This is a genomic window from Paenibacillus sp. CB74 (assembly GCF_055687625.1).
This window is the reverse complement of sequence record NZ_CM146009.1, coordinates 4783468-4799564: the sequence shown is the minus strand read 5'-3', so window position 1 is coordinate 4799564 and position 16097 is coordinate 4783468. Positions and strand designations below refer to the sequence as shown.

The 16097-nt window shown below is 49.2% G+C and carries 14 protein-coding genes; 9 read left to right on the top strand and 5 right to left on the bottom strand.

The window, feature by feature from the left end; translation table 11 throughout:
• The first annotated feature begins 18 nt into the window (after positions 1–18).
• Positions 19–1149, top strand: coding sequence for a hypothetical protein (locus tag ACX9NY_RS21115; protein ID WP_472474887.1), 1131 nt, complete (start codon positions 19–21; stop codon positions 1147–1149).
• Between the two features lie 942 nt (positions 1150–2091).
• On the opposite strand, the gene ACX9NY_RS21110 is transcribed toward ACX9NY_RS21115, so the two are convergent.
• Positions 2092–2664: a TetR-like C-terminal domain-containing protein gene (locus ACX9NY_RS21110; protein WP_472474884.1), complete on the bottom strand. Its 573-nt coding sequence runs from the start codon at positions 2662–2664 to the stop codon at positions 2092–2094.
• A complete protein-coding gene (locus tag ACX9NY_RS21105; RefSeq protein ID WP_472474882.1) occupies positions 2661–3392 on the bottom strand; it encodes an MBL fold metallo-hydrolase in 732 nt (243 codons plus the stop codon). Before ACX9NY_RS21105 ends, ACX9NY_RS21110 begins: the two co-directional genes overlap by 4 nt.
• Before the next feature lie 431 nt (positions 3393–3823).
• On the opposite strand from ACX9NY_RS21105, the gene ACX9NY_RS21100 reads away from it, so the two are divergent.
• Both ACX9NY_RS21100 and ACX9NY_RS21095 read left to right on the top strand, forming a co-directional pair.
• Entirely contained in the window at positions 3824–4288 is a 465-nt protein-coding gene (locus ACX9NY_RS21100; RefSeq protein ID WP_472474880.1) for an Rrf2 family transcriptional regulator, read from the top strand.
• 278 nt (positions 4289–4566) lie between these two features.
• Positions 4567–5193 (top strand): nitroreductase family protein, encoded by a 627-nt coding sequence (locus ACX9NY_RS21095; RefSeq protein WP_339258580.1) that lies wholly within the window; start codon positions 4567–4569, stop codon positions 5191–5193.
• Between the two features lie 200 nt (positions 5194–5393).
• Here the strand turns inward: ACX9NY_RS21095 and ACX9NY_RS21090 are convergent, their stop codons facing one another.
• A complete protein-coding gene (locus ACX9NY_RS21090; protein ID WP_339239290.1) occupies positions 5394–6077 on the bottom strand; it encodes an S-layer homology domain-containing protein in 684 nt (227 codons plus the stop codon).
• A 159-nt stretch (positions 6078–6236) separates the two neighbouring features.
• On the bottom strand, positions 6237–7097 hold the full coding sequence (locus ACX9NY_RS21085) for an AraC family transcriptional regulator (RefSeq protein WP_472474878.1): 861 nt from the start codon (positions 7095–7097) through the stop codon (positions 6237–6239).
• Positions 7098–7332: 235 nt separating this feature from the next.
• Here ACX9NY_RS21085 and ACX9NY_RS21080 point away from each other — a divergent pair, with 235 nt between their 5' ends.
• From ACX9NY_RS21080 to ACX9NY_RS21055, 6 genes are all read left to right on the top strand, one after another.
• On the top strand, positions 7333–8388 hold the full coding sequence (locus ACX9NY_RS21080; RefSeq protein WP_472474876.1) for a lactonase family protein: 1056 nt from the start codon (positions 7333–7335) through the stop codon (positions 8386–8388).
• 186 nt (positions 8389–8574) lie between these two features.
• Positions 8575–10452: a rhamnogalacturonan lyase gene (locus ACX9NY_RS21075; protein WP_472474874.1), complete on the top strand. Its 1878-nt coding sequence runs from the start codon at positions 8575–8577 to the stop codon at positions 10450–10452.
• Positions 10453–10886: 434 nt separating this feature from the next.
• Positions 10887–11966: a sulfate ABC transporter substrate-binding protein gene (locus tag ACX9NY_RS21070; RefSeq protein ID WP_472474872.1), complete on the top strand. Its 1080-nt coding sequence runs from the start codon at positions 10887–10889 to the stop codon at positions 11964–11966.
• An 88-nt stretch (positions 11967–12054) separates the two neighbouring features.
• Positions 12055–12891 (top strand): sulfate ABC transporter permease subunit CysT, encoded by an 837-nt coding sequence (gene cysT, locus ACX9NY_RS21065; protein ID WP_472474870.1) that lies wholly within the window; start codon positions 12055–12057, stop codon positions 12889–12891.
• Positions 12892–12964: 73 nt separating this feature from the next.
• Positions 12965–13840, top strand: a complete 876-nt coding sequence (gene cysW / locus ACX9NY_RS21060; protein WP_472474868.1) for a sulfate ABC transporter permease subunit CysW — start codon at positions 12965–12967, stop codon at positions 13838–13840.
• 178 nt (positions 13841–14018) lie between these two features.
• Positions 14019–14258 (top strand): YezD family protein, encoded by a 240-nt coding sequence (locus ACX9NY_RS21055; protein ID WP_472474866.1) that lies wholly within the window; start codon positions 14019–14021, stop codon positions 14256–14258.
• Positions 14259–14332: 74 nt separating this feature from the next.
• Here ACX9NY_RS21055 and ACX9NY_RS21050 read toward each other — a convergent pair whose 3' ends face one another.
• Entirely contained in the window at positions 14333–15802 is a 1470-nt protein-coding gene (locus ACX9NY_RS21050) for an extracellular solute-binding protein (RefSeq protein ID WP_472474864.1), read from the bottom strand.
• Between the last annotated feature and the right edge of the window lie 295 nt (positions 15803–16097).

Sequence of the window (16097 nt, the reverse complement as noted above, 5' to 3'; positions counted from 1 at the left end):
CAAGGAGGAAGATGCTTCATGAAAAAAAGTTACAGGCCAGCCACGATGTGGACACTGGCTTGTTTTACAGTGGTATCGGTGGTGCTGGTTGTCCCCTGGATTATGTGGCAATCTCAGGCCCCTGTCCCGCTGAACATCATGATTATTGACAAAAGCAGACCAGACTCGTCCTATCAGGGGCATAAGGGATTAGTCTGGCTTCTGAATCAGCAGAAGATTGTACAGCACACAGGGGAATACTACTCATACGAAGAGGATTATTACGGCTATGATATTCAGAACGGGCTTCCCCGGATGAAGCAACTGCTGCCAGATGAGGTCACTGATACGGATCTGATCTATCTGACGGCGAACCGGAGTAGTCTGTCTGCACAGAAGAAGGGACGAAAACAAGACGGAATCTATGAAGGACTAACGATATATGATACGCAGAAGATTCGCGAGGCTGCGTATAAAGGGGTAACGATTGTTGCCGAATACAGTGCAATGGCGAATACGGCTTCGAAGATGACGAGAGAGCAGCTGTATCCCATCTTGGGGGTGAACAGCAGTGGATGGCAAGGGAAATCGGTATCTAATCTGCAAAGCATGGAAGAAGTCCCTCAGTGGGTTCAGGCGAGTTATGAGCAGCGAGAGAAGAAAAAATGGCCTTATTCCGGAGCCGGTATTCTGCTAGTTGGTGCAGATGGGCAGGTCATCGTGCTGGAGAAAGGCACGGACGTAAAGACAGGAGATGTACAGGTTGCATTTACACAGGAAGGCAGAGATTGGAGTGGCATAAGCCAGGACATTCAATACAGTGGCTGGTTTGATATCATTTTGCCGCAACAACAGGATTCCATATTGGCTTGGTATAAGACTGATCTGACGGAGACAGGCCAGCAGAAGCTGGCGAATGCAGGAATACCTGCGGAATTTGCTGCACTTGTGCGCTACGACGACTATAATCGATCGTATTACATGGCAGGGTCATTCGGAGAGATGAAGCATTATTCCTTCTGGCGTCGAATTCGGGGATGGGAGGTCATCCGGTCCAAGCTTACGCCAGATCAGAAAGATATTCCTGACATGTTCTACTGGAAGGTGTATGTGCCCGTGATGAAGCATATTTTAGAGGAAGTGCAGGATGGACGGCAGCAATGGCCATAGGATGGTTGTAAAGAAAAACGTTCGGATGGGGAACAGACGGCGAAAGGCCGTTCTACCCGACTGAGGAACGGGAGATGTACATATTAGAGAAGGTGTGTAGAGGTAAGGCGTAAAAGTGTGGTTGGAGCGCGATGCATATCAGGCAGAATCTTGCTTGCTATGTACAATGCGATATGGGTAGCTCGAAGGTTAGACCCTTACCACCATGAAGAATAGGATCTGTCGCTGGATCGGTGAAAAGAATCATCCCACTGCGGGCGGCGTGAGCTATAGCAGGAATGGTATTAAAACAGTGGTACTACTGTGTGCATTATGATCAGAGTAAGCTAGGTATCTGGATTTGTACCAGCATAATCAATGCAAATTCCATTGCAACACATCGCGCTCGCCGCGTATGTAGAGTCCATAACACAAAGTGTGTCTCGATGTGCACCGATATTGCATTATGATCAGAAGTACCCGTACGTAGCACGTTCTAACGAAACCAGCACATCTTACTTCGGCCCAATGGGGTACATTGGCAGATGTAACGAATCACAGACACGTTAAATGGCTGAATACGCTCATTTTTACTGTCCAACTGCCCGTTTTCTGCGAAATAAGACGTGTGGAGTTCGTTAGTTTTTGTTAATTACTCTAATCGTCGTTATAGAGTGTCCTCGGTTCGTTAGATTTCAGTTACAGGGCTAGTCAGAGGCACCATTCAAGGTATCTCGCAACCAAAACGCTCTTTTTCTTTGGTATCAACAGAAATGGTAAATAACGCAATGCGATGAAAGTCGAGTTCAAAGTGGGTGTTACTGTGTTGAAAGTACTTAGCGTAATTGGCGTAACTATAACATTATGATTGTCGAATTCATGGGGGATACCCGTAGTACACGGCAATGCAATAAGGACTGCAGCGGATCTGCAGTCCTTTTTCATGATGAAATGCTTGCCTTGTTAGTCCTGATGAAGATGCCGGAGTCCATGCAGGAAGGCGGATACGGTCAGACGCAGACTTTCGTCTGGATCAAAATTCATGCCGAAGCCACCTTGTGCCTCAATGGAGGCAAATCCATGGCAGAGGCTCCGCAAACCACGAACAGCGTGCAAGGCTTCTGCTTCGGTTAGCGGGTAGGGCTGCAAGCTGTGCAGCAGCAGCTCCAATGTGGCTGTGCTGGCCGCGGCTAGCTGTGGCTCCTCGCGGTCCGGGGCATGAAATGAGGCTTCGTAGAGCCCAGGGTGCTCGCGAACGAAGCCAATGTATGCCGCAGCGATGGACTGGATAGCATCGTCGCCTGTGCGGTCAGCCGAAGCCGTGGTTAGTGCTCGGCTGAGCTGTTGTACGGACATCAGCGCCATTTCCTGGCGAAGCCCGGGAAGTCCGCTGATGTGGTTGTAGAGCGACGGCGAGCGCACATCCAGACGCTGGGCGAGTGCGGCCAGTGTCAGCGCCTGAAAGCCGTCGCTGTCAGCAAGCTGGGCGGCGGCGCTGAGCAGAGCGCCGCGATCCAGCCCTTGCCGGGGGCTCATAATTGCCCCCCGGCAAGGCCGAACCGCTGCTGAGCATCAGCGGTTGCCGCGCGCATGGCGGCCGCGGGCTGGCGCAGCATCCGTCCGTGGCCTACAGCCAGTACGGACGGTTCCAGCTCCGCCAAGCGCTTCGCGCTGGCCAGAGCCGCTTCGCGGTTCCACGTCGCCAGCGCGGGGAACGGGAAGAGCGGGCGCATGCGGCCGGATACAGCAAGGCCGCCTTGCAGCTGGTACGCGTCGCCAGCAATAAGCACACGGCTGCGCGTATCCATGAAGGACATATGCCCCGGCGTATGTCCTGGTGAGGCAATGGCAGCCAGCGAACCAATCTGGTCACCATCATCCAGCAAGTGGTCTGGCTGGGTACGTACTGCTTTGGGCTTGGGCACGCCCCCGCGTACCGGGGTTTGAGACTCACCGGGAAGAAGGGAAGTATCTCCCTCCAATAGCCGAACATCCCGTCTGGAGATGTAGACCTCGGCTTGGGGTAGTGCTTCTTTGAGAAGATCCAATGCGCCAATATGATCGCTATGAGCATGAGTCAGAATGATCCTGGTAATGGGCTTACCAAGGGACTGGGCAGTTGCCAAGATGCCCTTAAGACTGAATGGTATTCCGGCATCAACCAGGGTTAATCCATCTTCTTCTTCAACCAGGTATACGTTCACAGGGAAGAGTCTCGGAAAAAACGTAATCTGAACGACATCAAATTCTCGGGTAATGCGCATCGAGGAATCCTCCTTAAAACTAATGATATTAGTATAATAACTAATGACATTAGTTTTGGCAATAGCCGGAGTTTACTTTGTTCAATAAAATATTTTTTTAAATAATGAGCCACTTTACAAAAAAAGCGTTTTCAAAATGAAGATTACCGATTATAATAATCACGTAAGCCCTTTCATATGTCTATCTTATTGGAGCCCTTCGCCTAGCGAAAGGCTCACTTTTTTTGTTCTTTTTGGATTAAAACGCAGATGAGAACTTGATCCTAGCTTAATGGTGTGGACGAGCTGTAAGTATTGGTATAACAGGAAAAATCATATGTGATCCCCATCCTGGGTGAAAGTTGACAAACATAACTGTTATTCATATAATGACAGTTATACTTACCTTGGGTGAAGTTCATCGGTGTTGTAAGCCGGGAAGGGAGTAAGTAATGAACAGCGAATTTACCATAGCGGTGCATTGTCTTGTTTTTCTGTCGATGAGAGATGAGTGTATGGCCAATAGTGAAGATTTGTCCCAGAGTGTGGGTACACACCCGGCCAGAGTCCGTAAGGTACTAAGTGTTCTGCGTAAGCATGGTTACCTGACGACCAAGGAAGGTGCTCATGGTGGGTACTTGCTTAGCCGTGCAAGTGAAGAGATTAAGCTTGGCGAATTGTACAGACTGGTAGCCGGCGGTTCACTCGGTCCAAGCTGGTGTTCAGGAGAGTCCGGTTCATCGTGCGTGGTATCTTCCAATATGCAGGATGTGATGGGGAACATATATAACGGGGGCGAAGAGGCGCTAAGTGCTTATTTTGACCGTATATCCATTCAGGACGTAAAAGAACGTATAGGTCGTGGCGATGCATGTGACTTAGCATTAGACGGATTGTCTGTAAAAGAGAAGTCCTGACAGACTCCATAATCAAAGGTCTTTCGAGATATGGCTTTGGTTTAGTCAGGCATGGTGGTAAGGTTCATATGGTCGACTGGTTAGGGTATGGGCTTATGCTCCGGTGAAAGATCCATCGATGGTTTTAAAGCGATTCCGGGCATAACGTGAACACAGATGAGGAGAGAGCGTCTGCGCTGATGTTATTTTCGGAAGGCAATACTCGGTAGAGTAGACTTCAAGATCCTTTGCGAAAGTAGAAGAAAAACACAAAAAATAGATTCTGGGGAGTGGAACACATGTCAGGCATTGAAAAAAATGAAACACTTCGCGTCATTAGCGAACGCCATGCTGTCAAAAAGTACGAAAAAGGGTTTGTATTGCCTGAAGCTGATCTCAATGCGATTTTGACAGCAGCTGCGGAAGCACCATCTTCATGGAACCTGCAACACTGGAGATTCCTCGTCATTGAATCCGAAGCAGACAAAGCGAAATTGCTGCCAGTTGCTTACGGTCAAAGTCAGATCGTGGAAAGCTCAGTTACCATTGCTGTTCTCGGAGATTTGGAAGCGAACCGTAACACTGTAATCTACGATCATGCTGTTGAAGCAGGCGCACTGACTGCTGAGGTTCGTGACGCATTGGTTGGACAGATCAACGGTGCTTACCAAAGCCCGCAAATCGCTCGCGATGAAGCGATCCGTAATGCATCCTTTGCTTCCCAAAATATCATGCTTGCTGCACGCTCCCTGGGTTACGATACTTGTCCAATCGGTGGATATAATCCACAAAAACTGATTGAAACCTTCAACATTCCTGCACGGTTTGTGCCAACGTTGCTGATCACTGTAGGTAAAGCAGCGCAGCCAGCTCGCCCGTCAGGACGTTTACCGTTGTCTGAGGTTGTTGTTAAAGGTTCTTTCTAAGTTAGAACTTTCTAAGTTATAAAGCTAGAATCTGATGATCACATCAGTGATATAGGTGTAATACAAACAGCCGCGCTTTCCTACTGAGGGAAGGTGCGGCTGTTTGGCATATGGGGGCTGTATGGAAAAGTCCACTCACGGTGACTCCACTTGAGCGAATTCACTACTCAAGTGAATTCGTGGTTTCCACCATGAAATGATTACTTTTCAGGTATTTCCGGGATTTGCGGTGCATGGAACGATTCCATGTATTCAATTGCGTTATACATCATCACTGCTGCTTCGGCACGAGTAATCGTTTGTTTCGGTTTGAAGTTGCCATCGGCATCCAGTTCATTAATTTTGAGAACGAGTGAACGCTGAATGGCGCCTTGATACGCAGGGGTAAGTTCCTTTTCATCGGTAATGTCCACAGGTTTGATATTAATCATCGGCAGACCGCCCTTGGCCTCGATGCCTTGCATCAGGAACAGGGTGAATTGTTCACGAGTGAGTGGTTTGGACGGATCGATATCCTGTGACATCTGAATGCCATTATATTGGGCGCGGATAAATGCGTCACTATACCACACGCCATCTTTTACAGCAGAGAAGTAGTCACTTGGTACCGGCATTTTGATAAACCGAATCGTATCCAGATTCAGATTCAGTCCGTCCGCAATCAGTTGAATGCCCTGGGCGTTATTTAACTCCAGTTCAGGTTTGAACAAGCTGTCGCTCACACCTTTGATGAATCCATCCTGATGGAGAGATTCGATTTTGTCTGCTCCTGTGATACCTTGAATATCCGTGAATTGGGCCTGCGCAGCGTTGATCGGGCCTGCACTTAGAGACAGCGTGAGCAGAGCTCCCGCAGTTAATGTAGCCAGTATATTTTTTTTCATAATAGGTTCGCCTCACTTTTCCAGGGATGATCCCTTTATATAAAAGTTATTTGCCCCTATAGACGACCCTACTGTTCAAAAGGTTGCTGAAATTTTCCAATGGAGTAGATAACCATTCCGAAAGATTTTAGTTGAAAGCACTTGTGAAGCATACGGCACCTATCCTTTGGATTTATTTCGATAATCCGTGGGTGAACGTCCCATCATTTTGCTGAACAGACGGGAGAAGTAGTAAGGGTCCTTGAATCCAAGCTCGGAACTGATCTGCTTCACGGTCCAATCGGTAAAATCCAGATAGCGGCAGGAATGCTGGATCTTGAGCCTCAGGAAATAATCAATGGGTGAATGCCCGGTCGCTTGCTTGAACAACTGTGAGTAATGAGAGACAGACAGCCGGGCATGTGCCGCCAGTTCCTTGAGGGTGATTCCGTTCTCCAGGTGCTCCAGCATGTATTGAACGGATTGTTCTGCCGCACGTTTGCTGCTCACAATCCCACCATCTGTTCCTGTCGTCTCCGGTCCATAAGCGAGCATACCAAGCATATAACCGATAATCTGGGAGGCATATGTCATCGTCTGCATGGAGTAACCCGTCTCTAGCGCGCCGTAACATTCATGGAACAGCTCGAGCCATTTTTGGGCCTTGGCCGGTGGCATCGTAGTAATATGATGGGTTAGCAATGGTTCTATGTAGGTTAAAGCGTGTTCCCCGCGCAGATGAATCCAGAAGATACTCCATGGTTCAGCTACGTTGGCACCATACACATGAGGAATATGTGCAGGCAATACGACAAGGTTTCCCGGGCGGACATCATATGTCTTGCTGCCCTCCATCGTATACCAACCTGTGCCTTGGGCACAGTACATCAGAATGTGTGATTCACAACCATCGGGACGGTCACGGTAATGATGTTCCGCTTCGTGAAAGTAACCGATATCGGTTACGTATAATCCGGACGTGGCCGGATAAGCTGCGGTTTCTTGCAGCAGTGAGTCTGGAAGCACCATGAGTTTTTGCATACGAAATCCGTCAGATTTACGCTGTAGGGGTTGTCTGTTGTTAGGTCTCATACTTTGTATTATGGTGAGCGGGGATAAGGGAGTCAATGACAGATATGAGAGCGCTGAGCGGAGTTATTCTGAATATAGAAAGCCACGTTACAGGAAGTGAAGCAGTTGCCCGTGAATTGGGTAAGTACATCATAGTGGGAAGAATGAGACCAGAGAATATATAGGATAAGGGAGAGATTGAGATATGGAACCAGTCACAACTCAGGAAACACTTTTCTATACAGGTACGTATGCGTCAGCGGAAGAACCAGGAATATTTCTATGTGCGTTGAATACGGATACAGGAGAGATGCGAATCGTCAATCACATGGATGGTGTGAATAATCCGTCTTATCTGGCGCTATGCCCGGATGGCAACTGTCTGTATGTGGCGAGTGAGACGGACGAGGGAGAGGTGTTGGTGTATCGCAGAGATGCGGCTACGAGTGAACTGCACCTGATGGATCGCAAGCAGACCCGTGGAGCTTCTCCATGTTATGTGTCTGTCTCGAAGGATGGTCAGTGGGTGTTCTCATCCAACTATAGCAGCGGCAGTGTCAATGTATTTCCGGTAGGTGATCAGGGGACGCTTGGTGAGATGAGTGCATGGGTGGAGCACACGGGAAGTGGAATCAACGAAGATCGCCAGGAAGGGCCGCATGCACACTCCATTCAGCCAGATCCGTCCGGACAGTATGCTGTCGTATGTGACCTCGGTCTGGATCAGATCATTGTGTATCGGTTGGAAGAAGGACGTCTGGTAACCCATCGTGAGATGGATCAGCCACCAGGCGCAGGGCCAAGGCATCTTGTGTTCCATCCCAACTCGAAGTGGGCATATGTCATCAATGAATTAAACAACACGGTTACGGCATTCCTATACGATGAGCGCAGAGGGGAATTCACTACGGTGCAGCACATATCCACACTTCCAGAAGGGCATAAAGGCGAGGGTACCGCTGCGGACATCCGTGTATCTCCATGTGGACGTTTCCTGTATGCATCCAATCGGGGAGATGACAGCATCGTACTCTACCATATTGACCAAGAGAGCGGTGAGCTGGAAGCCGTAGAGTGGACGTCCACGATTGGGCAGACACCGCGTAACTTCAATATTTTGCCGGGTGGGATTCTGGTCGTGGCGAATCAGGATAGCAATAATCTCGTAGGTTTCCAGATCAGCGAAGAAGACGGACGTTTGACACATAACGGGTTCAAGCTGGAACTGCCTCGTCCGGTATGTGTTGCGCCTGTGGTATAAGTTGTAATTATATAAGTCGAAGGAGAAATCCTTCGGCTTTTTTATATGCCATCCATTTAATTACTAAATTAGACCTATAGATGGAATTATATGTTTAATTTAAAATAAATATATTAAAGCGCTTACACAAAAAATGGCGCTACAAGGGCAGCGGGCTTACCACTACAATTGGGGAGGCAATTGTTTATGGGAAAAGGATCATCGTTGTGGAAGCGCACATTACGTACAGCCGGAGTATCCCTGCTGAGTTCCGCGTTACTGGTCACTTCGCTAGGCCTTGGCAACACGCCAGTAACACATGCAGCGGGGGCAAGACAGATGGAATATCTCGATCGCGGTGTGGTGGCTGTGAAGACGGGGACAGGTGTTTTTGTCAGTTGGCGGCTTCTGGGTACGGAAGGTTCGAATGTATCGTTTAACGTCTATCGGGACGGAACCAAGGTGAATGCTACACCCATAACGAACAGCACGAACCTTCAGGATGCAAGCGGGACAAGCAGTTCCAAATACACAGTTCGCGCAGTAGTCAGTGGAACGGAGCAGGCTGCTTCAGCGGCAGCAAGCGTATGGGGCAACAACTATCTATCTGTACCGCTGAGTGTACCCGCTGGTGGGACAACACCTGATGGAGTAGCCTACACTTACAGTGCTAACGATGCTAGTGCAGGTGACCTGGATGGTGATGGTGAGTATGAATTGATCGTGAAGTGGGACCCCTCCAACTCCAAGGATAACTCTCAGAGCGGTTATACCGGAGAAGTGTTTATCGATGCCTACAAATTAAACGGAACACGCCTCTGGCGAATTGGTTTGGGCAAAAATATCCGTGCCGGCGCTCATTACACCCAGTTCATGGTGTACGATCTCGACGGTGATGGCAAAGCCGAAGTTGCGATGAAAACAGCCGATGGCACCAGGGATGGCACTGGCGTGGTCATCGGGGATGCCAGCAAGGATTACCGCAATTCCAGCGGTTATGTATTATCTGGCCCCGAATTCCTGACGGTTTTCAATGGGCAGACTGGCAAAGCGCTCTCCACGGTAAATTACGAACCGGCGCGTGGCAATGTATCCGACTGGGGAGACAACTATGGCAACCGGGTGGACCGGTTCCTTGCTGCCATTGCTTATCTGGATGGGGAGCGCCCAAGCCTGGTCATGGCCCGTGGATACTACACCCGCACAGTACTGGTGGCGTATAACTGGCGGAATGGACAGCTGACCAAACAGTGGACATTTGATTCCAATACCTCGGGCAATTCGGGTTATGCCGGACAGGGCAATCACAATCTGAGTGTGGCGGACGTAGATGGAGATGGGAAAGACGAGATTGTCTATGGCGCCATGGCGGTGGATGATAACGGCAAAGGCTTATATACGACAGGGCTTCATCATGGCGATGCCATGCATCTGAGTGACTTGGACCCTGACCGCCCTGGACTTGAGGTGTTTCAGGTCCATGAGACACCGTCCAATGCCGGAGTGGAATTCCGTGATGCACGTACAGGCCAATTAATCTGGGGAGTCAAAACAACGAAGGATATTGGACGTGGCATGGCAGCAGATATTGATCCAAGATATAAAGGTGCCGAAGTGTGGGCAGACGGCAGCCTGTACACAGCCAAAGGGCAGAAACTCGGGACAACCCTGCCTTCCTCCACGAATTTTGGGATCTGGTGGGATGGCGACCTGCTCCGTGAACTGTTGGACAGCAACCGAATCGACAAGTGGAATTATACCAACAGCACAACGATGAACCTGCTCACTGCATCCGGCGTTTCTTCCAACAACGGAACCAAGTCTACGCCGAATCTGCAGGCCGATCTCTTCGGGGACTGGAGAGAGGAAGTCGTGTGGCGGACCAATGACAGCTCAGCACTGCGGATCTATACCACAACAGCAGTTACCGACAAACGCATCTACACGCTGATGCATGATCCGGTGTACCGTCTTGGCGTCGCTTGGCAAAATGTAGCCTATAATCAGCCGCCGCACACCGGCTTTTATCTGGGCGAAGGCATGAACCCACCACCGGTACCGAATATCCGGTATGCGGGCAGATGAGGAATGGACAAGGTGTGGCTGACCAACTCCGCACATGTTTATCGTAAACAGCGAAGCATGGGATTCGCTGAAGGGAACAACGGCCGATGGTTCGTTGTTCCTCTTTTTTTTGCCAATGGTGCAGAAATCCGGTAAAAATCGGAAAAAACGTTTGACAGGTATATAGACTGCCTTTATTATACGTATATAACTTACTAAACAGGTAGGAATAATAAAACATGCAACCTGAACAGAATAACGTTCTCACCGTATAGACGGAGGAACACCGCAGCGCATCCTTTCCGGATGAAAGCATACACGGCCCAGGGCCGGCATGACTTTATGGGGAGAAGTGCGCGGGGGTTCCTCCGTCTTCTTGTTTTTTTACGGGGCGTTCGATCCTGTTCAGCCGGCCTGAGGTAGTCATGCAGATTGATATCGGGGGAGTGTTTTTGATGAAAAAGAGAATTCACAAGGGTATTCTGGTTGGTCTGGCACTGGTGTTAACAGGGGTACTGGCAGCATGTGGGTCGGATAGCGGCGGGTCCAGTGCAGCAGGAACATCGGGGGGAGCGGAAGGTGGCAAGGAAGGGACTAAGCCTATCGAACTGCTGAATGTTTCCTACGATCCAACACGGGAACTCTATGAGCAATATAACAAAGCGTTTGCGGCGCATTGGTTGAAAGAGAAGGGCCAGGAAGTGACGATCAAGCAATCCCACGGGGGATCGGGCAAACAGAGTCGTTCGGTTATCGACGGACTGGATGCAGACGTGGTGACACTGGCATTGGGATACGATATTGATGCGATTGAAGATAAAGGTCTGATTAACGAAGGCTGGCAGGACAAATACGAGCATAACAGCTCTCCGTATACCTCTACGATTGTATTCCTTGTACGTAAAGGCAATCCCAAAGGCATCAAGGACTGGGATGATCTGATCAAAGGGGATACCCAAGTCATCACCCCGAATCCCAAAACGTCCGGCGGGGCACGCTGGAATTATCTGGCGGCATGGGGGTATGCCCTTAAGCACAATAACAATGATGAAGAGAAAACGAAGGAATTCGTTGGTGAATTGTTCAAACATGCGCCTGTGCTGGATTCGGGTGCTCGCGGATCTACGACAACGTTTGTTGAACGTGGCATTGGGGATGTGCTACTTGCCTGGGAGAATGAAGCTTTCCTATCGGTAAAAGAGCTGGGTCCGGACAAATTCGATATTGTCGTGCCTTCGGTTAGTATCTTAGCAGAACCCCCGGTTGCGATTGTGGACAAAAATGCAGACAAAAAAGGAAGCCGCGACGTGGCGGATGCCTACCTGAAATATTTGTACAGTGAAGAAGGACAGACGATTGCCGCTGAAAATTATTACCGCCCAACGCTGGACAGCGTGGAGGAAAAATTCAAAGATCAGTTCCCGGCGCTTGAACTGTTCACATTGAAAGATGTATTCGGTACATGGCGGGATACTCAGGCCAAACATTTCAATGATGGTGGTATCTTCGACCAGATCTATGTTCCAGGCAGCTAAGATTGCTCTGTTCATTAGAAGACCCGATCAATCGCGCTGTAAGCGGCCAACCAGCCTTACCGGCTGAAGGCAGAGAGGATGAACGTACATGAGCAAGGTGATGTTGGCGAGGAGACGCACATTGCCGGGATTCGGATTAACGATGGGTTACAGTGTGCTCTACCTGAGCCTGGTTGTACTTATTCCACTGGCAGCGCTGTTGTTTAACTCAACAGGGCTGACATGGGCAACCATGATTGAGGTTGCGACCAATCCCAGGGTGCTGGCTTCCTTCCAGGTCAGCTTTCTGACCGCAGGTGCAGCGGCCCTGATCGATCTCGTGCTGGGGCTACTCCTGGCATGGGTGCTTGTTCGGTATGAATTCCCGGGCAAACGGCTATTCGATGCGGTTATTGATCTGCCTTTTGCCTTGCCAACGGCGGTAGCGGGGGTAGCCCTCACGGCGATCTATGCCGGCAATGGCTGGATTGGACAGTTTGTAGAGCCTTTGGGTATTAAGCTCGCATACTCCCAGGCTGGGATTACGCTGGCGCTGATGTTTATTGGCATTCCGTTCGTGGTTCGTACGGTGCAACCGGTATTGGAGGAGCTGGAGGCGGAGGTGGAAGAAGCGGCTGCCACACTGGGCGCAGGAAGATGGCGGATATTCCGTACGATTCTGCTGCCGGATCTGATTCCGCCACTATTGACCGGGTTCGCTCTGGCATTTGCCCGGGGCATTGGTGAATACGGCTCCGTTGTATTTATCTCAGGTAATATGCCGATGAAAACAGAGATTGCGCCCTTGCTGATCATGGCCAAGCTGGAGCAGTTCGATTATGCAGGCGCTACAGCGGTAGCTTTGCTGCTGCTTCTGGTTTCTTTCATCCTGTTGTTGATCATTAATTCCTTGCAACGTTGGAGTCGGAAGGCGGGCAGGGCATGACGATGAAGCATGATGGAATAAGGATATTTAAAGATAAAAACGTCACTCACCCAAACCAAAGGAGGTGCAGCATATGGCGGGTTCTGTCCCACTGAGCCCTGTTCCACCCGTACGAGCTGGCCGCGGAACCAACCGTGCAACAACAGAAGCTCGATGGGTCAAATGGTTATTGATCGGACTTGCAAGTCTGGTGTTATTGTGGCTGCTTATTCTGCCGCTGGTGATCGTGCTCATGGAGTCACTGAAACAGGGCTGGGGCGTATACATTGCGGCTCTTACCGAGCCGGATGCCATGTCTGCACTGAAACTCACATTATTGGTTGCGGCGATTACCGTGCCGCTGAATACGATATTTGGTGTGGCTGCTGCCTGGGTCATTACCAAGTTCCAGTTCAAAGGCAAGGGACTTATGATCACCCTGATTGATCTTCCCTTTTCGATCTCACCTGTGGTGGGCGGCTTGATCTTTGTATTGGTCTTTGGTTCGAATGGGTGGTTTGGGCCATGGCTGTCCGAACATGATATCAAAATCATTTTTGCGCTGCCAGGCATCGTCATTGCAACGCTGTTTATTACGTTCCCCTTTGTAGCCAGGGAGTTAATTCCACTCATGGAGGACCAGGGAACCCGGGAAGAGGAAGCAGCGGTTACGCTGGGTGCTTCCGGGTGGCGAATCTTCTGGAGCGTAACCTTGCCCAACATCAAATGGGGGCTGCTGTACGGTATTATTCTGTGTAATGCCCGTGCTATGGGCGAGTTCGGAGCGGTATCAGTGGTGTCCGGACATATCCGCGGAGAGACGAATACGCTACCGTTGCATGTGGAAATTTTGTATAACGAATATCAATTCTCGGCTTCATTTGCCGTAGCTTCCCTGCTCCTGATTTTGGCTCTCGCCACGTTGTTACTCAAGAGCTGGCTTGGACACAAAGCGGTTTCGGAAAAGTGATACAAAGCGGATCAATTTCATATTATGAGAAGAAGAAAATACAGATTGACAGCTACTGGAAGCCCTGATAATGTATAAACCAAGTATATAGGTTGGATAAGAATGATTTATAAATATGTTGGTTGACAACGGACTTAGGAATATGACGGGCAGCAGCCCGAGAAGAGGAGGCGGCTCTATGGCTAAGCCGTTAAAAGTGGATGAGGTATGGTTGGACCGAATTGCCGGACAGCTGAATGACATGGAGTTTGGTTCTCTACACATCGTGGTGCACGAAGGTCAGATTGTGCAGATGGAGCGGACCGAACGCAAGCGTTTTGAGAACACGCCCTCAGGTAGCGCCTCCAAAACTGGAAGCACGGCACGAAGCAATTCAACCCGTCCACTCCGCGGATCGAATGCGAGTGCGAAGGGATAGAGAGTGCGTTGCGTCAGGGAAGCAAGGATGGTAGTGTAGTGGCTTTTTGATGTGACGCTTCCCATATGTCCTGCCTATTGCGTGCGACTTGTTTCCTTACGCGCCTTATACCAATGATTCGCTTCAAGCAGTACCTGTTGCCCACCTGCATCCTTAAATTCTTCCACAAAAGTATCGAAATACCCCACAGGCTGATCGCCGGTGATGATGGAGATATATGCTCTGTCTCTCATACGAATCAACTCCGATGAATATTGAATCAGGGCAGGGGTTGCAACCTCCAGGCGATTATAGATACCATTCTCGGTCAACCCTGCAGATGCAGCCCATTGTTCACGTTTTTCCGAGGGGGCACCTGGAACCATCATGCCAATACTTGAGCCGATCATATTCGTGTAATTCTCCATTTGGCTGTATGGACGAAGCAAGTGGAACGATTTTGAATCTGCAGCGCTCCAATCCCAGTGCTTTCCTGGAAGGCCATACTCCATTTTGATCTGTTCGACCGGATCGGGGTTGGCACTTACATAATCAAGTATCTCCAAGATTTTCTCCAGTTTTCCCGGCTCGTTTGCAGCCTCAGCACCTATAGCAATAAAATTCATGAGCAGATTATTCCCTTTGGAACCGCTATGTCCATCAGGACCCTTAACCGGTGAACCGAATACAATCTTGGCGGCTGCATTCTTCTGGAGTAGCTCACTGACGTTGAACGAGGGCTCGAGTGGGATTTCCTCACCATTTTCATTGAGGACACTGTAATCTCCCGCTTGATTCCAATGATAGTAATTTCCCATCGAGGTCATCCCGATTTTGCCATTAATAAAAGTGTGGGACAGATGTTTATAGCCACCTTTATTCTCTCCCGTGATAAACTCCGGATCAATAATCCCATCCCGATACCATTTCTGCATATACTCCAAGGCTTGTTTCATCTCAGGCTCCAAAGCGCCGATCACGAGTTGATTGTTTTTTTCATTAAAATAAAGTTGCTCGGTAAATACAGATTGTCCAAAGGCGCCAAATACGACATTTAAGCCCTCTCTGGATAGCCCATACGTATCCTGTTTACCATTTCCGTCCGGATCGTCTTTGGCAAAAGCATACATAACCGTTTCAAATTCATCTAATGTTCTCGGAACGTCCAGACCCAGCTTCTTAAGCCAGTCCTCTCGGTATACGACAGGAGTCCGATAGATGTTGGTCTGATTGATGACCGGAATTCCATAGATGCTGCCATTTATTTTTCCGTACTCCAAATAACGTGAGTCATAATCACGAATTCGCTGTACAATATTTGGCGCATATTGTTCAAGTGCTTCAGGGGGAATCTCCGCTAACACGCCTTGCATTTGATACTTAAGCAGATCATGTGGTTGCCTGATTCGGAACAGATCCGGTATTTTTCCCTGAGCCAGCTCCAGGTCCAGCAGTTCCTCATACCGCTTGTTCTCAAGGTTCCACACCTCCAGATCGACATCAAACCGATCCTCAATATAGGCAATCATCTCCGCGTCCTCAGGAACAGGGATATTCTGATGCATGGTCCAAGATATCGTATACTGTGGAGCTGTATTCTTCTCAGCGCTTGCTAGATGGTCCTGCTGCTGTACTTGTGCTGTTTCCCTGTTTAGAAAGGTACAACCACTAGTTAATATGAGAAGGAGAAGTATTGTGGAATATAGACATAGCTTTTTTGAAAGGTTGAGGTTCATAGCAGCTCCTTTCCTAATTTTAAATTCTATATAGGTTCAATCAAATAATATCTACACGGACACTCCGATGACAGAACAACCTTCCGATCGCTGTTATTCCCAGATTTCTTTTGATCCCTCTTCT